The following is a 19,560-nucleotide window of genomic DNA, read 5'->3' on the forward strand; positions in this document are numbered from 1 at the left end:
AATCCCTGAAGCAATATTGTTTCAGGGATTTTTTTATGTTTTCTAAGTAATTGAAGCCTGATAAATACCTTTGATGGTTTCTTTTAATTCAGCATTAAAATCTTGATCAGACTGACCTGCGGTTAGTCCTTCGGACAATGCTCTAGAAAAACTGGCAATCAATCCATGGTTTTGGGAGAGTTTTTGATTTGCTTCTTCTCGAGAATAGCCACCAGAAAGCGCTACAACACGAACCACATGAGGATCTGAAATAAGATCTTTGTAAAAATCGTTTACGGTCGGAATTGAAAGTTTCAGCATTACTTTTACCTCTTTATCCAATGCATTAAGCTGTTTTTGGATTTCTTGTTTCAGAATCTGTTCGGACTTTTCTTTATCAGGACTGTAAATATCAACTTCAGGTTCTATAATTGGAATTAAACCTTTGCTGAAAATTTGTTTTCCCACTTCAAACTGCTGGGCAACAACATCTCGTATTCCTTCGGGATTGGCTTCTTTTATTACAGAACGCATTTTAGTTCCAAAGATATTACGTTCTACAGCCCGATCAAGCAATTCGTTTAAGCCAGAAATGGGTTTCATTAGTTGTACGCCATTTGCAGTTTCTGCAAGACCTTTATCTACTTTCAAAAAAGGAATAATATGTTTTTTCTCCCATAAATAATCTGCTGTCCACTGTCCATCGATTTTACGATCCATCGTGTTTTCAAACAAAATGGCACCGAGAATATATTGACTGTCAAATGCTGGACTTTTAATAATTCTAGTTCTCATTTCATGTACAAGAGTGTACATTTCTTCATCGTTTGTATATTGGTTTTCTGCCACTCCATATTGTAAAAGTGCTTTAGGAGTACTTCCACCGCTTTGATCTAATGCTTGCAATAAATCCTTTTCCAGAATGCATGAGATTTAATTGTTCTGTGTTTTTATTTCCCATAATAATGAATTTTAGTTTTTCATAAATCTCTGTAATTTAAGCATTTTTATCCTATTGGCTGTTTATTTCAGATTAAGATTTATCAAAGACCTATTTTTTCATTCACCTTATCGTAAACTTCTTTTACTTTTTTAGGAGGATCAAATCGATACCCAACAGACAGTTTTAGAGTAGAAATATTGTCATTCAATCGCGGATCGACTTTGTCATCTTGCGCAAAACCAATTGTGTTAAGACTGGCAAAACCAAAAAAACGATCTTTGTTATAAGCCAATTTCAAATTGAAATCTGCTTGATATAAAGCAGAGGTGTCGCCGTCAATAATATTAATTCCGGCACCCAAAGCGAGTCCAGCACCTATTAAGACCCGATCACTAATTACGAAATTGTAAAAATAGGAGGGCGCAAGCGTTATAACATAAATATCGCCAGGTGACGAATCGGGAGTATTTAAATCTAAATTGGTGTAATAAAAAGAGAAAGTCGGAATAAAACTTCCAGAGCTTTTGGTCTGCCATTCATTTTGGCTTACCAATGTTTTAAAAGAGAATTTATCATTAAAAACATAAGCAGTCGACCCGCCAATTTTTGTGGTACGCATATTGGGCAATTGTGCTGTAATGTTGTCATCACTAATATAAAATCCTTTCTGATTGATAAAAGTAAACGACTGCATCCATTTTTTTAAGTAAAAACGGGTATTGAAATTAAAATTCTTCGAATGAGAATCGCCCTTATTCTGACTTAGAAATTTGGGAGCAAAACCAATTGTGATATCAATGATTTTATAATTTAAAGTAAAACCGATTTGTTCTCTTCGATTCGGAATTAGATTTACATATGTTTTCGGATCGGTATTATCTGAAGCAATCTGAAAACTATTGGAAGTATCTAGATAATAAATACTAGCAGTAATTTTATCATTATATGATTTAAAATACGGATTTTGCAGGGAATCTTTTTGGGCAAAACACCCAAAAATGCTGATAAAGAATGTGGCGTAAATCAGTTTCAAGATCATGTGGTATTTAAAAATGCTTCGGAGAAGCAAAATATTTATAGCAATTATAATAATCGAATAAGATTTGAAGCTCCATAGGAGCGACATAAATTAAACATCATCAAACAGATATTCATTTTTAAAATCAATATTAAATATTTTTAGAAATGCGATATATTCTTCTTTGAACGTTTTGGTTTTATGATGCTCTTCTTGGTTTTCAATATAATTTATTACAGGTGTTAATTGTGAATGACCATACGAAAAAGCACCAAAACCAGTCTGCCATTCGAATTTTCCGTTTATCCATTTTTGTTCATTTATGAATTTGGATGAACTTGATTTAATGTCTCGTACCAAATCCGATATTGAAACATTTGGTTTTATTCCAACTAAGATATGAATATGATCTGGCATTCCGTTTATTGCAATCAGTTTTTGTTTCTGATTGGTAATAATTCCTGTAATGTATTTATAAATTTCATTTTTCCAATTTTTGGAAATTAAGTTCTGCCTTCCTTTTACAGCAAAAACAATTTGAATATATAATTGAGAGTAAGTGTCTGCCATTTTTTTAATTAAAATTATAATGAGTAAAGCTAATTAATAATTTTAATTTGTAGGATAAGTATTGTTTTTTTTGTGGTATAGAAAATATGTCGCCCCTCTGGGGCTTTATGCTAGGGGATGTAAATTGTTCTATAAATATTTTGCTTCTCCGAAGCTTCTTTAATAATACTCTAACATTTTACAGGAACTAGTCGTATATAAAAATGCTCCAGCGGAGCAAAATATTTATAGTAATTGAATTGACAACAAAAAGAAAGAAGCCCCAGAGGGGCGACATATAATTATCAAATTAAACAAATTTTTAAGCTACGAAACCCACTCACGAGGATTTGCCAATACATGGATCAATTTTTCTTCTTCGCTTCCAACTTCTGGATGATGATCGTAAACCCATTGAACATGCGGAGGCAAACTCATTAAAATACTTTCGATTCTTCCATTGGTTTTTAAACCGAATAGCGTTCCTTTATCATGAACAAGATTGAATTCAACATAACGGCCACGACGGATTTCTTGCCAGGTTCTTTGCTCTGGAGTATAAGAAAGGTTTTTTCTTCTTTCTACAATTGGAACATAAGCTTCAAGGAAACTATTTCCCACTTCGGTTACAAAATCGTACCAGTTTTCCATTGACATTTGCTCATTTGCTTTGCAATAATCAAAGAACAAACCGCCAAGTCCACGGGCTTCATTTCGGTGTGCGTTCCAGAAATACGAATCACATTGTTTTTTATATTTAGGATAAAACTCTGGGTTGTGTTTATCGCAAGCTGTTTTACAAGTTTGATGAAAGTGAATTGCATCTTCTTCAAACAAATAATAAGGCGTTAAATCTTGTCCGCCACCAAACCATTGTTCGATTACTTTTCCAGATTCATCATACATTTCGAAATATCGCCAATTAGCGTGTACGGTAGGAACCATAGGGTTTTTTGGATGCAGTACTAAACTTAATCCGCAGGCAAAGAAATCTGCTTCGCCAACACCAAACATTTTCTGCATTGTTTCAGGAAGTTTTCCGTGAACGGCCGAAATGTTTACGCCACCTTTTTCGAAAACAGCTCCGTTTTCAATAACGCGAGTTCTTCCGCCACCACCTTCTGGACGTTTCCATAAGTCTTCACGGAATTTTGTTGTTCCATCAACGGCTTCTAATCCAGCGCAAATCTGGTCTTGTAAGTTTTGTATGTATGCGTAAAATTTGTCTTTCATGATTTTATATATTCTGATTTAAGAAGTCCAAAATAAACGGTGTTTTGCAAAGTGCCGTCACCATTTCTAAATTCGTCCCTTAAAATTCCTTCTTGTTTAAAATTATGTTTTAGAGCGATTCGCTGACTTGCTAAATTTACTTCTGATGTACAAATGAAAACTTTATTCATTTTTAATTCATCAAAACAAAATTCAAGTGCTTCTGAAACCATTTTTGAAGTAATTCCTTTTCCTTGAAAATCCTCATCGATAAAATAACCTAATTCACATTTTGAAATACGATAATCGATAGTTTTTACACATAAATAACCAATTAGATTATTTGTTTTGATGTCTCGGGCGAAGAAATAATATCCTTCGCTATTTCTTTCCTTGTTTTTATTAACTGAGATAAAATTTTCTGCTTTTTCTGGTGAGTCAGAATTAGCTAGTGTTACAGGAAATGTTTTTCCTATATGATCTTTATTCTTGTCGATTAGTTTGTAAAACTCCTCAGAAAGAACGTTCTCAATTCGATCTGTTTTCCAATCTATAAAACTCATATGCGGTTGTTTTTTTAAAGATGCGATTTTAGTATTTATTCCAAAAGAAAAAACCTTGCTTTCTTGCTGAATATATTGATAAACCGCTAATGCTTTTTCTGAAAAATTATAACTTTCGGTTTTAGAAAATTCAATTAAAATATCAGCAAATTGTTCTAATTGATCCCAATCAAGATGAAGGCGCATTAATAATGTGATTAAATCCTCATTTGAGTAATCGACTAAAGTTTCAATGTTTAAAGCGAATTCTTTTAGTTGATTTTCAATTTCTGTCTTTTGTAAATCATCCAACGGATAAGGCACAAAAATAAGAGTTCGTAACGTTTTGAGAACGTTATCAATTCTTATTTTTTCTTCGTCTCGTAAGCCTTTATTTAGCATAATTTAGAATTTATTCGATTTGACAGTTGTTCGGCTAAAAACTAGTTTTTCATTTTGAAAAGAATCTCTTTTACCAAAGTTTTTTAGTATTCGATAAACAAAATACAAAACAGGCAAAGCATAATAAATAAATCCCATACAGATAGGCACATAAGGCTTTTCTATAAATAACCCGCTTGATTTAACGGTTTGGAAATAATGTGATTTTTCTAAAAATTCCTGTGTTAATCCGAATGGAGGGACTATAGAATTTCCAATGCAAACTGCTAGGATTAGGAAAAAGTAGAAAACCGCTTTTTCTTGCAGATTTTCCCATTTGATACATTCTGACTTCTTGCGCTACATTTGAAAAGGCAAATCGCATTCTATTTAAAACCGTAAGTAGATAAATATATAGAATGTTAGTATTAACTACTGATTCATTAAAAGAGTAGGCAAATAATCCGTAGAGTGGGAAAAACACAAAAAGTGACCATTTTTTTGGCATAACCGCCATAAAAACTCCTGAATGAACCATTATAAACTCAAAAGCCATCAAAACCGCTAAGTCATTTATAAGACTTACTGGGTGCAATTCTGGATGCGTCCAAACCATCAAAAACACATAAGCGTAGTACGCCTGAAATCCGTATTCGATAAATGAAAACGGTGAGTTTCTGTTGAGGTTTGTTAGCATATTTTTGAGTTTAAAGCTTTCAGTCGCAGTTTCCAGCCTCAGAATAAAACTGAATACTGCGACCGCGACTGAAAACTAAGTACTAATTCCCGTATTCTTTCACCGCGTCAATAAACGCTTTTGCGTGATCTACAGGGATATTTGGTAAAATTCCGTGACCTAAATTTACGATATATTTGTCTTTTCCGAACTCGTCGATCATTTCGTGAACCATTTTCTTGATAGTCGGAATCGGAGAAAGTAATCTTGACGGATCAAAATTTCCTTGTAAAGTAATGTTTCCACCAGATAAGTAACGAGCATTTCTAGCCGAACAAGTCCAGTCAACTCCTAATGCAGAAGCTTTACTTTTACCCATTTCGCCAAGAGCAAACCAGCATCCTTTTCCGAAAACAATAACCGGAGTAATTTCAGCTAAAGCATCAACAATTTGGTTGATGTATTTCCAAGAAAATTCCTGATAATCAACAGGAGAAAGCATTCCTCCCCAAGAATCAAAAATCTGAACGGCGTTTACTCCCGATTTTACTTTTTCTTTTAAGTATAGAATTGTTGTATCTGTGATTTTTTGCAATAAAGTATGCGCTGCAACCAGGTTTGAAAAGCAAAATCCTTTTGCAGTATCAAAACTTTTAGAACCTTTTCCTTCCACAGCATAACAAAAAATTGTCCAAGGCGAACCAGCGAAACCAATTAACGGAACTTCATCATTCAACATTTCTTTAGTCAATTTCACAGCGTCAAATACATAACCTAAAGTTTCATTTACATCTGGAACAATAACTTGATTTACTTGTTCCATTGTACGAATTGGATTTGGAATAATCGGACCTAAATTATCTTTCAATTCAACATGAATTCCCATTGCGCGTGGTACTACTAGAATATCTGAGAATAAAATCGCAAGCATCTGGAGCAATTCTACGAATTGGCTGAACTGTAATTTCAGTCGCTAATTCTGGAGTTTCGCAACGTGTAAAAAAATCATACTTGTCACGAAGTTCTCTAAACTCTGGTAAATATCTTCCTGCCTGACGCATCATCCATACTGGTGGGCGCTGAACTGTTTCTCCTTTTAATGCTTTTAAAAATAGGTCGTTTTTTAACATCTCTTATTTGTTTTTCCTGCAAGGTTTTCAAAACCTTGTAGGTATTATTTGTTGATTTATATTTAAACCTACAAGGTTTTGAAAACCTTGCAGGAAGTCGTAAACATTATTTGTATTCGTGAATTACATCTTCGATCACGTCGTCAATTGTTGGTTGATCTGCGATGATGATATTCTTTGTTATTTTTGATAAAGCTTCTGCGGTGGTATCTCCAATGCAGAAACAGATTTGTTTATTTATGGTATTGTGTTTCAGATAACTTTTAACTCCAGACGGACTAAAAAACAAAATCGCTTCGGGATTTGCTTTTATTTTCTGAGGTTGCAGTGTAGTTTCGTAAACCTGAATTTCGTTGAATTTAATACCGTTTTCTTTTAAAGCGTCTGGTAAAGTGTCTCTTCTTAAATTACCACTGAAAAAAGTATAGCTTTCATTGCCATAAATCAAAGTGATAATTTCGGCCAAATCTGATGCATAACCGGTGTAGGCAATAACATTAAAACCGTTTTCTTCTAAAAGATTTTTGGTTTTAAGTCCAACGCAGTACACATTTTTCTTTTTTAGTTCTTCTGATTTTGGATCTGATAAAACACTATGAACAGCATTTTGACTTGTAAAAATTAGACTTTCGTTGAGGTCTTTTAATTCGAAAGGTTTGTTTTCTGTTTTAATAAAATCGGCTTCAAGTAATTCAACGCCATATTTCATTAGTTCTTGCTTATGAAAAGGAGATAATATTTTAGTAGATAGTATTTGAACTGATTTTGCCATTATTTCTTCAGAGATTCTTTGATTTTCTGCATTAACTCCGTTCCTCCATTATTCAAAATCTCTTGCGCAGAGTTAAAACCTAGTTTTTTCCATTCTGAAATGTCAACCGTTTTGTCAATTTCCAATTTTTGTTTTCCATCAATAGAAAGCAAAACGCCTTGAAAATGCAAAGTGTCTTCATCTTCATTGTATGTAACCAAAGCTCCAATTGGCGCTGTACATCCGCCTTCAAGAGTTCTTAAAAACTGACGTTCAATATGCGTACAGATTTCAGTTTCAATATCATTTAATTGAGAAAGCGCATCCAAAGTATAGTTGTCATTTTCCATTGCCACAACAAGCATTGCTCCTTGTGCCGGCGCGGGAATCATCCAATCTAAATTGATAAAATTTTCTGGTTTTAAGTTGATTCGCTCTAAACCTGCAGCGGCAAAAACAGCTCCGTCCCAATCATTGTCTTGAAGTTTTTGCATACGTGTATTTACGTTTCCGCGTAAATCAACTACTGTATGATTTGGGTATTTGTTGAACCATTGTGCCTGACGACGTAAACTTCCGGTCGCTATGGTACTTGGATTTATAAAATCAGGATTTCCTTTATGTACTAGAATATCCAAAACATTGGCTCTTGGTAAAACTGCACCTTGAACGATACCTTTTGGCAAAGCCGTTGGAACATCTTTCATAGAATGCACTGCAATATCAATATCGCCATTGATCATGGCAATGTCTAGCGTTTTGGTAAAAATTCCGGTAATTCCTAACTCATAAAGAGGTTTGTCCAGAATAATATCACCTTGAGATTTAACAGCCACAATTGAAGTTTTATAACCTAAATCGTTTAGCTTTTTCTCGACAGTATGTGCTTGCCAAAGTGCTAATTCGCTATCGCGCGTTCCTATTCTGATTGTTTTTTCAGCCATGTTTTATTTTTTGAACCATATAAGTTATATAAGTAATTTAAGCAGTTTGGATAAAACACAGTTTTTAAATGAACTTATATAACTTATATGGTTTAAATTTTATTTAAGATGCTTTTATTTTGAAGACTTTCTCGATCCATTCGATGCTTTCATCGACCATGGTATCGTCGTCTTTTAAATGATTGGCAAAATGTGTAGTGATTTTTTGAATGATTCGGTTACTGATGATTTCAGCTTGCTCTTCATTAAAGTCGGCGATTTTTTTACTTTGAAAATCTAGTTCCGAAGCTTTAATAGCGTTTAGTTTCTCTTTTAAAGCATTAATTGTAGGAGCAAATTTTCTGCCTTTCATCCAAGTAACAAATTCTTCTTTGATTTCTTCGATGATTGCTTCAGTCGCTGGAATGTGTAATTTTCTGTTTTCTAGAGTTTCATCTGTCAATTGAGACAAATAATCCATGTGAATTAAAGTTACACCTTCTAATTCCTCAACGTTTTCATGAACGTTTTTCGGAATCGATAAATCCAAAATCAACAAAGGTTTTTTAAGATTTAAAATGGCTTTGTCAACTGTTGGGTTTTGCGCTCCTGTTGCAACAACTACAACATCGGCTTTTTGAAGTTCTAAATGCAATTCAGAATAATCTTTAACAATCAAATTTAATTTTCCTGCTAATTTCTCTGCTTTATCTTTAGTACGGTTTATTAAAGTGATGTGCTCGTTTTTAGTATGCTTTACTAAATTCTCGCATGTATTTCTTCCGATTTTTCCAGTTCCAAAAAGTAAAATATTTTTGTTGCTGATATCTTCAACATTTTTAAGAATGTATTGTACCGATGCAAAAGAAACCGAAGTAGCGCCAGAGCTAATTTCCGTTTCGTTTTTAATTCTTTTACTCGCTTGAATAACGGCATTTACTAGTCTTTCCATAAAAGCATTCGCTAAACCTAAAGATTTTGAATGAATGAAACTAGTTTTAATTTGAGATATAATTTCGAAATCGCCTAAGATTTGACTATCTAAACCAGTTCCTACACGAAATAAATGATTTATTGCTTCTTGATTTTTGTAAACGAAACCAACTTTTTGAAAAGCATCAACAGAACCGTTGCTGTTGTCGCAGATAAGTTTTATTAATTGAAATGGATGTTCAGCAAAACCGTAGATTTCAGTTCTGTTGCAAGTTGAAGTAACTAGTAAACTTTCTATTCCATCGTTTTTAGCTTGTTCCAGCAGGCGAGTTTTCGCAACGGCGTCCAAACTAAATTGACCTCTAACCTCAGCATCAGCTTTTTTATAACTCAGACCAACTGAGTAAAAATAAAGGTGTTTCGGTACGTTATTGTTTTCCATAAATTCACTTTCATAAAAGTGCAACAAAATTATTACTATACCATCGATAAAAATAACGCTAAAAGTACTTTTTATGTCGCTGTATGTTTTTTTGAACCTAAATAGGTGTTTTTGAGTAAAAAGGACTACTTTTGTAGCAAAATCAACTCCTTTGAAGTGATTAGTTTAGAGTCGTTCTAAATAACATTTTGAGTTTGTTTTGATTTTCGTTTCAAAAAAATATCGCTATGAGTTCTCAAGAAGTTATAAAAATTGAAGACGACTTTACGCTGATCCGTTTTCAAAACGATGGTTCAGAACCTTTTTATGCACAGCACGAAATAATAGGTACTGGCCTGATACAGTTTCACTTCGGGATAAAAGGAAATGCAAAATTTTTATTCAATCAAGGCAATTATGCTTTAGAATTGAAAGAAGAAAAAATCGTTGCTTTTATACAATCCACAGAAAGAATTGCCGCTAAATTTAGAGCTGGCTCCAAACTCGTGGGCAATTTCGGTAATTGTATCAATCAAGAAATTTCACGCCTTATTTTCTGCCGAAGCCGATTATATTACTTTTCTAAGTCCTGATAATAAGGATAAAAAGTATTATAACGAAGGAAATATTAGTCCTTCTATGGCGATTGTTTTAAGTCAGCTGTTTCATTATAACCTTCATCCGTCCATAAAAAACCTTTATTATAAAGGAAAAGGATACGAATTATTGAGTTTGTATTTCAACAGAACCGAAGATCCAAATGCAGAACAATGTCCATTTTTGATTGATGAAGATAACGTTTTGAAAATCAGAAAAGCTAAAGAAATTATTATCGCTAATATGGCCGAACCACCAGGACTGCAAGAACTAGCAGATGAAATTGGTTTAAATTTGAAAAAACTCAAAATGGGTTTCAAACAGATTTATGGCGATACGGTTTACGGTTTCTTGTTCGATTACAAAATGGATTTCGCCAGAAAACTTTTAGACAGCGGTTCTTATAATGTAAATGAAGTTGGGCTGAAAATAGGTTATAGCACAGGAAGTCATTTTATCGCGGCATTCAAGAAAAAGTTTGCCACGACTCCAAAAAAATATTTGATGTCGATTAATGCGAATGTTTAATTTTTTTTTCGCTACTAAATTAGCACGAATTAAAAAATCTGCAAGATCTGCGAGAATAAATTTCTCGAATTAGCTAAATCAATTTTGAATATTCAATAATAAAGAAAAAGTAATAATTATCATATTTCGAATAAAGTACAGCGTTTACTTTTGCCGAAATTTTTAAAAACAAATAAAAAGCTTAAAGCCTAGCGCTTAAAGCCTAAAGCAAAAAACACATAATGAAAGGCGCACTTTTAATAAACTTAGGATCACCAGACAGTCCAACTCCAAAAGACGTAAAACCTTATTTAGATGAATTTTTAATGGATAAATACGTGATCGACGTTCCGTATTTATTAAGAGCATTATTAGTTCGCGGTATTATTTTAAGAAAAAGACCAGAAGAATCGGCTCACGCGTACGCGAAAATCTGGTGGAAAGAAGGTTCGCCGTTAATTGTTCTTTCTGAAAGAATGCACAAAAAAGTACAGCCTTTATCAAATGTTCCAGTTGCGCTTGCAATGCGTTACGGATCTATGACAATCGAAAAAGGTTTGCAGGAATTAAGCGATCAAGGTGTGACAGAAGTTTTACTTTTCCCGCTTTATCCGCAATATGCGATGGCTTCTACATTAACGATTTTGGTTTTGGCAGAAGAAATTCGCAAGAAGAAATTTCCTCACATGAAATTCTCAGATGTTCCTGCATTTTTCAATAAACCAGATTACATCAAAAACGTTGCTGATTCAATTAAAAAACATCTGCGTGATTTCGATTACGATCAGTTAGTGTTTTCTTACCACGGAATTCCAGAGCGACATGTTCGTAAAACCGATAAAACAAAATCGCATAAAAAATTCGTAACCAACGAAATGTGTTGCGAAGTTGGAACTCCAGAAGCTGAATTCTGCTATAGAACACATTGCTACGAAACTACTCGTTTGGTAGTTGAACAATTGGGAATTCCAAAAGACAAATATTGCGTGACTTTCCAATCGAGATTGGCGGGCGACAAATGGCTTGAGCCATATACAGATGTTGAAATCGACAATATGCCTAAAAGAGGAATCAAGAAAATTGCGGTTGTAACTCCAGCTTTCGTTACGGATTGTTTAGAAACTTTAGAAGAAATCGCAATGCGCGCCAAAGAAGATTTTGAAGCAAATGGAGGAGAAGAGTTCCTTGCAATTCCTTGTTTGAATGATGATGATGAATGGTGTGAGACTGTTTCTAATTGGATTAATGATTGGGCAAAATAGAAAATAGAAGAAAGAGTAAAGAAAAAAGACTTTATGATGGAGTACTATAATTACTTAAAATCACTGCATCTTATATTTGTGATCACTTGGTTTGCGGGTTTGTTTTATATTGTGCGTTTGTTTGTGTATCAAATTGAGGCAAATGAAAAACCTTCGCCAGAAAAAGAGATTTTGCAAGCGCAATACAAAATAATGGCCTACCGTTTGTGGTATATTATTACATGGCCATCGGCGGTTTTGGCAAGTATTTTTGCTTTTTGGATGCTGTTTTTTACAGATGCAGGAAGCGTTTGGATCAAAATGCCGTGGATGCACGTAAAATTATGTTTCGTTTTCCTTTTATATTTATATCACGGAAAATGTCATCAGATTTTTAAGCAATTACAAAGAGATGAGGTAAAATATTCCAATAATTTTATGCGTTTGTGGAATGAAGGCGCGACCATTATTCTATTTGCTGTTGTCTTTTTAGTAGTTTTAAAAAGTGCCATCAACTGGATTTTCGGCGTAATCGGAATTATATTATTCTCGGTTTTAATTATGTTGGGATTCCGTTTTTATAAGCGCATTCGAGAAAAAAATAAATGAGTTTGCCACGAATTACACGAATTGTCACTAATTTTATTTAGCCACAGATTAAAAGGATTATTTAGATTTATAGATTCTTTAAAAAATCATCTTAATCCTTTTAATCTGTGGCTGAAATTATCAAAATTTAATTCGTGCGAATTTGTGTAATTCGTGGCAAAAACAAAAAAATATGCTAAACTTCAAAATGACAATGCTTTCACTTCGTACCAGGATTTTCCTGTCGATGATTGTATTGATTGTTGTAGCATCTTTTTTATTGGCTTCGATTTCGATTATTCAGTTTAAAACTGAGGCCAAAGAATATCATCAGGAACGTTTAGAACGAAAAGAAAATGCGGTAAAAGAACATATCAATTACGTTCTGGCAACTACAACTTATCCGCTAAAAACTCAGAATCTGGATTTGATTTTTAAAGATAAAATCCACGAGCTGGCACAGATTCATAAAATCGAAATCAACATTTATAGTCTTGACGGCAAACTTTTAAAATCTTCAAAAGAGTCTTTTGCGGTTGACAAAGCACCGCCACCAATTCCAGAATACATTCTCAAATTAGTTCGATCTTCTATCGAAAAGCGATTTGTAGACATAAAAACGATTGATGGAGTTAAAAACCGATCGTCATACAGTTTAATTAAAGACGAAAAATTCAAACCACTCGGAATCTTGAATCTTCCATATTTAGAAGACGACGGATATTACGATAACGAATTGAATACTTTTCTAATCCGTTTAAGTCAGGTGTATTCTTTTATGCTTATTGTGGCTTTTGCGTTAGCATATTTCCTTTCAACTTATATTACAAAATCACTTAAAACCATTTCAGATCGTTTGGAAGAAACCAATTTGGATCAGAAAAACGAGAAAATTGTTTTAGAAGCAAACAGTAAAGAAGTTAACTTCCTGATAAAAGCGTATAATGGAATGGTTGACAAACTGGAAACGAGTGCAATTAAATTGGCACAAAGCGAACGTGAAGAAGCTTGGCGCGAAATGGCGAAACAAGTCGCACACGAAATTAAAAATCCGCTTACGCCAATGCGTTTGACGGTTCAGAGTTTTCAAAGAAAATTTGATCCTACTGCTCCTGATGTGAAGCAGAAAATGAATGATTACTCCGAAACCTTGATTCAGCAGATTGATACTATGACAGCTGTGGCCTCGGCGTTTTCGAATTTTGCTTCAATGCCGGCGCAACAAAATGAAACGCTGAATGTAGTTGAAGTTGTCGAACTGGCTTTGGACATTTTCAACGAAGATTATATTTCTTTCGAAAAAGAAGAAGAAGAAATCATTTCTAAAATGGATCGTACGCAATTGATCCGTGTAATTACCAATTTGGTAAAAAATGCAACTCAGGCCATTCCCGAAAGCCAGTTTCATAAATCAATTGTAGTATCTGTAAAAAGAAGTGGCAATAATGTTGAGATTGCAGTAAAAGACAACGGAATCGGAATTCAGAAACAAGATATAGGAAGGATTTTCGAACCAAAATTCACTACCAAAACCAGCGGTATGGGACTTGGACTCGGAATTATCAAAAACATTATAGAAAATTACAAAGGAACAATTACCTTTGAGTCAACTTATGGAAAAGGAACTACGTTTACAGTTTCTCTCCCGATCACGAACTCATAAAATATAGCGTCATGAACTACGAAAATCTTTTAATTTCTATTGAAGAAAATATCGCGACAATTACCATAAACAGACCAACAAAATTGAATGCTTTGAACAAAGCAACAATTAGTGATCTAAGTAAAGCGATAAAATTATTGGGTAAAAATGATGATATCCGCGTTATTATTTTAACGGGAAGCGGTGAGAAAGCATTTGTCGCTGGAGCTGATATTTCAGAATTTGCTAATTATACTATTGTTGAAGGCGCGCAATTGGTCGCTGAAGGTCAAGAATCTCTTTTTGATTTAATCGAAGGGTTGAAAAAACCTGTTATTGCAAGCAATAAACGGATTTGCATTAGGAGGCGGATTAGAATTGGCAATGGCATGTCATTTTAGAATTGCTTCTGATAATGCAAAAATGGGACTTCCAGAAGTTACTTTAGGATTAATTCCTGGTTATGGAGGAACACAGCGTTTGCCTCAATTGGTTGGAAAAGGCCGTGCGATGGAGATGATCATGACCGCTGCAATGATTTCTGCAGAAGAAGGAAAACAATACGGTTTAGTAAATCACGTAGTTTCTCAAGCTGAGCTTTTGTCTTTTACGAATGTAATTGCTCAAAAAATCATTAAAAATGCGCCTTTCGCTATTGCGAAAGCTATAAAAGCAATCAATGCTAATTTTACAGATGGTAAAAACGGTTTTGATGTTGAAATAAAATCATTCGGAAAATGCTTTGGAACTGCTGACTTTAAAGAAGGAACAACAGCATTTTTAGAAAAACGTAAAGCCGAATTTACAGGAAAATAAAATTTTCTTAACCGTAAAAAATATTAATTTTTAGCCACAGATTATTTGGATTAAAAGGATTTACAGGAATCTGTGTTAATCTCTATAATCTGTGGCTGATTTTTTTGCTCAATTCTTGTGTTCTTTGCGTAAATCTTTGCGACCTTTGCGGTTAAAATAATAGACAAAGATTGTAAAAACCTTAGAATCTCAGAACCTTAGCAACTTTAAAAAAAATGTACGAACCAATATTTGCCCTTTTTTGTGAACGAGTTAAAGAAAGCATCCAAAACGGAACTTTTGCAAAACTGACTTTGGCCAAAACCATGGGCGATACAGAACTTAAAAATGTATATTTCCGATTGGTTCTCAATGAAGATAATACATTCTCAATTTCGCTGACTTTTAGATATAAAACAGAAGAAGTAGAAAGCATTCATACATTGGATGAAGCCTTATTGATTTTAGGCACTCACATTAAAAAACCTTTTTTAACCGCACTTTTATTTACAACTAACGATGATGTTACTTTTAAAGTAAATAAAAAAAATGCTGGAAGTATTATCGAGCAAGCACCAACTTTTAAAAATGCTTCGCCGGTTATGTTGGAAATGATTGAAAAGGGAATTGTTTAGAACTCTAATTTTCAAACTCAAATAATGGAAGAATTAAAGGGGATATTATGGCGACAATTTGGAGCTGTAATAGATATGCTGGAAAGTTCAATTTTAGTTTGTCCTGATAATTTTTGGGATAAAAAAGATTTTTGGTATTCTGTTTATCACACCATTTTTTGGATTGATTATTATTCGTCTGTAAAACCAGACGAATTTTCTCCGCCACAACCATTTTCCTTATCTGAGTTTGATCCAGAAATAATTTTGCCTGAAAGGATTTATCTAAAAGAAGAATTGCTAGAATATCTTGAGCATTCCCGTAAAAAGGTTTTTCTTTTAATTGAAGGCTTAAATGAAGAAACTTCAAAAGAAAGATTCATTACAAAGAATAAGGATTTTAACAGAATTGAAATGATTTTATACAACATGAGACATGTTCAGCATCATGTTGGCCAGTTGAATTTATTGCTAAGACAAAACGTAGATGTAGCTGGAGAATGGGTTTCTCAAACGGATAAAAAATATTGATATTTGTGAAGGCCCTAAGAACCGTTACATATAGCTCTGCAAAACAACCTCTAAACCAGCTTTACAAACAAATTAGAAGCAATTTTATTCGAAATAGATAATTCCGTACCATTCACTTTAATTTTAACTGATAGATCGAAGGATTCTTTAGAAAGCAATTCAATTTTTGAACCCAAAGCAATTCCTTGTTTGTCCAGATATTTCAAAAACTCCGAAGAAGTATCTTTTACGCCAACACAAACTCCAGTTTGATTTTCTTCAAGCTCTGATAAAAGGTATTTTTCAATTTTAATGATTCGCCCATTTGCATCTGGAATAGGATCTCCGTGCGGATCTTCGGTTGGATTTCCAAGAAAATCATCCAAACGGTTAATCAATTGTTCCGATTTGATGTGTTCGAGCTGTTCTGCGATATCGTGCACTTCATCCCAGCTAAAGTTTAATTTTTCAACCAAAAACACTTCCCAAAGACGGTGTTTTCTCACAATCATTTTTGCGACTAACTTTCCATTTTCAGTTAGTGATACACCTTGGTATTTTTTATAATTCACCAAATCTTTCTCTGCTAGCTTTTTAAGCATATCGGTTACAGAGGAAGCTTTCGTTTCCATAATTTCCGCAATAGCATTCGTGCTAACTTCTGTTTCTGAAGCAGCAGTCAGATGATAGATCGATTTTAAGTAGTTTTCTTCTGAAAAGGTCATTTTTTTAAGCTTCTAAGTTTCTAAGATGCTGAGGTGCTAAGTTTTTTTCGGGCTTTTTAATAAAAAGCTTAGAATCTTAGTAGCTTATCATCTTAGAAACTTTATTTAACAATCAACAAAGGTATCGAAATTTTATGTCTCAATTTATCTACTGTTGTGCCGAAAAGAATATCTTTCAATCCAGTGTGGCCGTGGGTTCCCATGACTAGAATATCGAAACTTCCTTCGTTTATAATTTTCGGAATTACGTTGTTTGGTTTTCCAAATCCAAGTTCGGTTTTAATTTTGAACCCTTTTTCGGAAAGCATTTCTTTATATTTTAATAATAATTTTTCGTCGATTGTAGTTTCATGATCGTGAATATTAACACCATACATTAAAGCACCAACGGTTTCTACAATGTGAATGAGCGTATATTCGGTGTCAATGCCACCCAATTCAAAGGCTTTGTTTAAAGCTACTTCGTCTGCACTTGAGAAATCTACTGAAATAGCAATATTTTGAATGCTCTGACTTTGTTTAGGCGAAAAATGAAGATTAAGCTTATGCGGTGAATGGTTTATTGTTTTTGATTTGAATTTGGCAATAAATGGTTTGAAAATGATATATAATAATAACGCCGAGAATCCAAAAGCCAAAGGAACAACAGTAAGCCAGAGAATTGTTGGATGATCGGAGCTTGCTAACCATGAAGTGATTTCGTCATAAACCAATTTCGCATTCAGAGAAACAATAATCGAAGCAATAATCCAAGAAACAACCTGAGTGGTTCTAGAAATATGAAAACCATTCATTTTAGATTTATCGCTCACAAAGTGAATCAGCGGAATAATGGCAAATCCCAATTGTAAACTCAAAATCACCTGACTTAGAATTAAGAGCTTTCCCGTGACGCTTTCGCCATAAATTAAAATTACGATTACAGCAGGAATAATAGCAATTAAACGCGTTATGATTCTACGAACCCAAGGTTGAATTCTAAAATGCAGATAACCTTCCATTACGATTTGACCGGCTAATGTTCCTGTTACCGTCGAACTTTGTCCAGCAGCGATTAAGGCGACAGCAAATAAAACGGGTGCCCATTTGGTTCCTAACAACGGTTCAAGAAATTGATGCGCGTCTTGAATTTCTGCGACTTCAAACATTCCGTTTTTATGGAAAGTGGCTGCGGCAAGAATTAAAATGGCGACATTTACGAAGAAAGCAAGATTTAAAGCTATGGTTGAATCGATTAAATTGTATTTTAAAGCTTGTTTGATTCCCGCTGGCGTTCTGTCAAATTTTCTTGTTTGTACTAAGGACGAATGCAAGTACAAGTTGTGAGGCATTACAGTTGCTCCGATAATTCCGATCGCAATATATAAAGCCGCAGAGTTTGGAATTGAAGGAATAAGTCCTTCGAAAATCTTATGAACTTCAGGTTCTGCAAAAATCATTTCAAAAATGAAAGAGAAGCCAATAATCGCCACTAAAGCAATAATGAATGCTTCCATCTTGCGAATTCCTTTATTGATTAGAAAAAGCAATAAAAAGGTGTCTAAAACGGTAATGAGAACAGCTTCGAGTAACGGAATTCCGAAAAGAAGATTAATTCCTATAGCCATTCCAAGAACTTCGGCAAGATCACAGGCTGCAATTGCAATTTCAGCAAGAAAATATAAAATGTAATTAATGTATTTGGAATAGGTTTCTCGAGAGGCTTGCGCAAGGTCGCGCTGAGTTACAATTCCGAGACGGGCGCTCAAACTCTGCAAGAGCAAAGCCATTAAGTTGCTCATTAATAAAACCCAAACTAAAGTGTAGCCAAATTGGCTTCCGCCGGCAATATCTGTCGCCCAGTTTCCGGATCCATATAACCAACGCTTACTAAATATGCAGGGCCTAAGAAGGCTAAAATTTTTCTAAAACCTTTTTTTTGTTTTCGGTAGAAACCGATTCATGGACTTCTTCTAAAGATTTAGTCATTGTAAAAGTATTGTTTTCACAAATATAGAGAAAAATTATATTCGCGAAACAATATTTTTAGACAAGTCTAAAAGTTAAATGTTAGAATTTAAACAATTCGGGCATAATCCAGATAACGTAAAATTGATTTCGTTAACTTTATAATTGTGTGGCATAATATAACTCGGTTTTACACTTTCAAGACAAGTTATCTCATGACAATTCTCACAGCTAAAATGAGCATGGTTATGAATATGTACGCGCTGATGCGAATGATTGCATTTGGCATATTTTACGGTTCCGTCTAGATTCGAAATTTTATGAATAACATCTTCATTAACTAATCGATCTAGAATTCTGTAAATGGTTACGCGATCGCATAAATCATTTAATTGTTTTTGAATTTCGGTATGCGAAAGAGCGGTCTTAGATTTCTCAAAAACTTCTAAAACGGCTGTCTTTGTCTGCGGTATTACGTGTAGTTTTCATTTTTTACGGAATTAAAAATTAAATGCAACTTGGTTGCAATTAATAAAATTGTATATATTTGCAACAAAATTGCATTAAGCAAAAGTACACATAATGAAGAAAATAAGCACATCCTTTTACGATATTTTAGGAATTTCGAGCGCAACCATTTGTTTGGTTCATTGCTTGATTTTTCCTCTTTTAACGATTCTTCCTTTAGGTTTGAGTCACAACCCAATTATAGATTTACTATTTGCTTCGATAGGTTTATTTGCAATTCTCAAAATTATAAAAAAATCAGCTCTTTTGGTATCGTCCATTTTAGTTGTTTCAATGGCCCTAATTTGGATTAGTATTTTGACAGAACTCTTTTTCGAAATTCATCTTGATTTGATCTATTTTGGCGGAATTGGAATGATCATCGGGCACTTAATCAATTATAAATTACATAAAAAACAAAATCATTAA

The 19,560-nt window shown here is 33.9% G+C and carries 15 protein-coding genes and 6 pseudogenes; 8 read left to right on the top strand and 13 right to left on the bottom strand.

Going from position 1 to position 19,560, the window contains the following annotated elements:
* Positions 1-42: 42 nt before the first annotated feature.
* The 10 genes and pseudogenes from P5P87_RS17140 to hemA all read right to left on the bottom strand — a co-directional run bounded on the left by P5P87_RS17140 (position 43) and on the right by hemA (position 9,479).
* A pseudogene (locus P5P87_RS17140) lies at positions 43-940 on the bottom strand (fructose bisphosphate aldolase).
* Positions 941-1,022: 82 nt separating this feature from the next.
* Positions 1,023-1,961 carry a DUF4421 family protein gene (locus P5P87_RS17145; RefSeq protein WP_278022806.1) on the bottom strand — a complete coding sequence of 313 codons (939 nt, stop codon included), beginning with the start codon at positions 1,959-1,961 and terminating at the stop codon, positions 1,023-1,025.
* A 90-nt stretch (positions 1,962-2,051) separates the two neighbouring features.
* Complete coding sequence (gene tnpA / locus P5P87_RS17150; RefSeq protein WP_278020056.1) at positions 2,052-2,510, bottom strand: IS200/IS605 family transposase; 459 nt, start codon at positions 2,508-2,510, stop codon at positions 2,052-2,054.
* Between the two features lie 306 nt (positions 2,511-2,816).
* Complete coding sequence (gene hemF, locus P5P87_RS17155; protein ID WP_278020057.1) at positions 2,817-3,722, bottom strand: oxygen-dependent coproporphyrinogen oxidase; 906 nt, start codon at positions 3,720-3,722, stop codon at positions 2,817-2,819.
* Positions 3,719-4,645 carry a GNAT family N-acetyltransferase gene (locus P5P87_RS17160; protein ID WP_278020058.1) on the bottom strand — a complete coding sequence of 309 codons (927 nt, stop codon included), beginning with the start codon at positions 4,643-4,645 and terminating at the stop codon, positions 3,719-3,721. The genes hemF and P5P87_RS17160 overlap by 4 nt, the downstream gene beginning before the upstream one ends.
* Before the next feature lie 181 nt (positions 4,646-4,826).
* On the bottom strand, positions 4,827-5,321 hold the full coding sequence (locus tag P5P87_RS17165) for a hypothetical protein (RefSeq protein WP_278020059.1): 495 nt from the start codon (positions 5,319-5,321) through the stop codon (positions 4,827-4,829).
* Positions 5,322-5,403: 82 nt separating this feature from the next.
* A pseudogene (gene hemE / locus P5P87_RS17170) lies at positions 5,404-6,430 on the bottom strand (uroporphyrinogen decarboxylase).
* Positions 6,431-6,536: 106 nt separating this feature from the next.
* Positions 6,537-7,202 (bottom strand): uroporphyrinogen-III synthase, encoded by a 666-nt coding sequence (locus P5P87_RS17175; protein WP_278020060.1) that lies wholly within the window; start codon positions 7,200-7,202, stop codon positions 6,537-6,539.
* A complete protein-coding gene (hemC, locus tag P5P87_RS17180) occupies positions 7,202-8,125 on the bottom strand; it encodes a hydroxymethylbilane synthase (RefSeq protein ID WP_278020061.1) in 924 nt (307 codons plus the stop codon). The genes P5P87_RS17175 and hemC overlap by 1 nt, the downstream gene beginning before the upstream one ends.
* A gap of 103 nt (positions 8,126-8,228) precedes the next feature.
* Positions 8,229-9,479: a glutamyl-tRNA reductase gene (gene hemA, locus P5P87_RS17185; RefSeq protein WP_278020062.1), complete on the bottom strand. Its 1,251-nt coding sequence runs from the start codon at positions 9,477-9,479 to the stop codon at positions 8,229-8,231.
* A 227-nt stretch (positions 9,480-9,706) separates the two neighbouring features.
* Between hemA and P5P87_RS17190 the strand changes: the two are divergent.
* The 7 genes and pseudogenes from P5P87_RS17190 (at position 9,707) to P5P87_RS17220 (ending at position 15,973) form a co-directional block, all read left to right on the top strand.
* Positions 9,707-10,583, top strand: a pseudogene (locus tag P5P87_RS17190) (helix-turn-helix domain-containing protein).
* A gap of 221 nt (positions 10,584-10,804) precedes the next feature.
* A complete protein-coding gene (gene hemH / locus P5P87_RS17195; protein WP_278020063.1) occupies positions 10,805-11,824 on the top strand; it encodes a ferrochelatase in 1,020 nt (339 codons plus the stop codon).
* Positions 11,825-11,860: 36 nt separating this feature from the next.
* On the top strand, positions 11,861-12,412 hold the full coding sequence (locus P5P87_RS17200) for a CopD family protein (protein ID WP_278022807.1): 552 nt from the start codon (positions 11,861-11,863) through the stop codon (positions 12,410-12,412).
* Between the two features lie 226 nt (positions 12,413-12,638).
* Positions 12,639-14,054 (top strand): sensor histidine kinase, encoded by a 1,416-nt coding sequence (locus tag P5P87_RS17205; RefSeq protein ID WP_198855529.1) that lies wholly within the window; start codon positions 12,639-12,641, stop codon positions 14,052-14,054.
* A gap of 11 nt (positions 14,055-14,065) precedes the next feature.
* Positions 14,066-14,849 (top strand): annotated as a pseudogene (locus P5P87_RS17210) (enoyl-CoA hydratase/isomerase family protein).
* Positions 14,850-15,064: 215 nt separating this feature from the next.
* Positions 15,065-15,463 carry a hypothetical protein gene (locus P5P87_RS17215; RefSeq protein WP_278020064.1) on the top strand — a complete coding sequence of 133 codons (399 nt, stop codon included), beginning with the start codon at positions 15,065-15,067 and terminating at the stop codon, positions 15,461-15,463.
* 24 nt (positions 15,464-15,487) lie between these two features.
* A complete protein-coding gene (locus tag P5P87_RS17220; protein WP_198855134.1) occupies positions 15,488-15,973 on the top strand; it encodes a DinB family protein in 486 nt (161 codons plus the stop codon).
* A 50-nt stretch (positions 15,974-16,023) separates the two neighbouring features.
* On the opposite strand, the gene P5P87_RS17225 is transcribed toward P5P87_RS17220, so the two are convergent.
* The 3 genes and pseudogenes from P5P87_RS17225 to P5P87_RS17235 all read right to left on the bottom strand — a co-directional run bounded on the left by P5P87_RS17225 (position 16,024) and on the right by P5P87_RS17235 (position 19,113).
* Positions 16,024-16,677, bottom strand: coding sequence for a metal-dependent transcriptional regulator (locus P5P87_RS17225; RefSeq protein ID WP_278020065.1), 654 nt, complete (start codon positions 16,675-16,677; stop codon positions 16,024-16,026).
* A gap of 101 nt (positions 16,678-16,778) precedes the next feature.
* Positions 16,779-18,645 (bottom strand): annotated as a pseudogene (locus P5P87_RS17230) (Nramp family divalent metal transporter).
* A 74-nt stretch (positions 18,646-18,719) separates the two neighbouring features.
* Positions 18,720-19,113 (bottom strand): annotated as a pseudogene (locus P5P87_RS17235) (Fur family transcriptional regulator).
* Between the two features lie 93 nt (positions 19,114-19,206).
* Between P5P87_RS17235 and P5P87_RS17240 the strand changes: the two are divergent.
* Entirely contained in the window at positions 19,207-19,560 is a 354-nt protein-coding gene (locus tag P5P87_RS17240; protein WP_198855138.1) for a MerC domain-containing protein, read from the top strand.

Origin of the sequence: Flavobacterium ginsengisoli, from assembly GCF_029625315.1 — a bacterium.
Taxonomy (GTDB): Bacteria; Bacteroidota; Bacteroidia; order Flavobacteriales; family Flavobacteriaceae; genus Flavobacterium; species Flavobacterium ginsengisoli.

Excerpts from the sequence above, each read along its gene's own strand:
- P5P87_RS17145 (WP_278022806.1), bottom strand. The coding sequence starts at position 1,961 with ATGATCTTGAAACTGATTTACGCCACATTCTTTATCAGCATTTTTGGG.
- tnpA (WP_278020056.1), bottom strand. The coding sequence starts at position 2,510 with ATGGCAGACACTTACTCTCAATTATATATTCAAATTGTTTTTGCTGTA.
- hemF (WP_278020057.1), bottom strand. The coding sequence starts at position 3,722 with ATGAAAGACAAATTTTACGCATACATACAAAACTTACAAGACCAGATT.
- P5P87_RS17160 (WP_278020058.1), bottom strand. The coding sequence starts at position 4,645 with ATGCTAAATAAAGGCTTACGAGACGAAGAAAAAATAAGAATTGATAAC.
- P5P87_RS17165 (WP_278020059.1), bottom strand. The coding sequence starts at position 5,321 with ATGCTAACAAACCTCAACAGAAACTCACCGTTTTCATTTATCGAATAC.
- P5P87_RS17175 (WP_278020060.1), bottom strand. The coding sequence starts at position 7,202 with ATGGCAAAATCAGTTCAAATACTATCTACTAAAATATTATCTCCTTTT.
- hemC (WP_278020061.1), bottom strand. The coding sequence starts at position 8,125 with ATGGCTGAAAAAACAATCAGAATAGGAACGCGCGATAGCGAATTAGCA.
- hemA (WP_278020062.1), bottom strand. The coding sequence starts at position 9,479 with ATGGAAAACAATAACGTACCGAAACACCTTTATTTTTACTCAGTTGGT.
- hemH (WP_278020063.1), top strand. The coding sequence starts at position 10,805 with ATGAAAGGCGCACTTTTAATAAACTTAGGATCACCAGACAGTCCAACT.
- P5P87_RS17200 (WP_278022807.1), top strand. The coding sequence starts at position 11,861 with ATGGAGTACTATAATTACTTAAAATCACTGCATCTTATATTTGTGATC.
- P5P87_RS17205 (WP_198855529.1), top strand. The coding sequence starts at position 12,639 with ATGATTGTATTGATTGTTGTAGCATCTTTTTTATTGGCTTCGATTTCG.
- P5P87_RS17215 (WP_278020064.1), top strand. The coding sequence starts at position 15,065 with ATGTACGAACCAATATTTGCCCTTTTTTGTGAACGAGTTAAAGAAAGC.
- P5P87_RS17220 (WP_198855134.1), top strand. The coding sequence starts at position 15,488 with ATGGAAGAATTAAAGGGGATATTATGGCGACAATTTGGAGCTGTAATA.
- P5P87_RS17225 (WP_278020065.1), bottom strand. The coding sequence starts at position 16,677 with ATGACCTTTTCAGAAGAAAACTACTTAAAATCGATCTATCATCTGACT.
- P5P87_RS17240 (WP_198855138.1), top strand. The coding sequence starts at position 19,207 with ATGAAGAAAATAAGCACATCCTTTTACGATATTTTAGGAATTTCGAGC.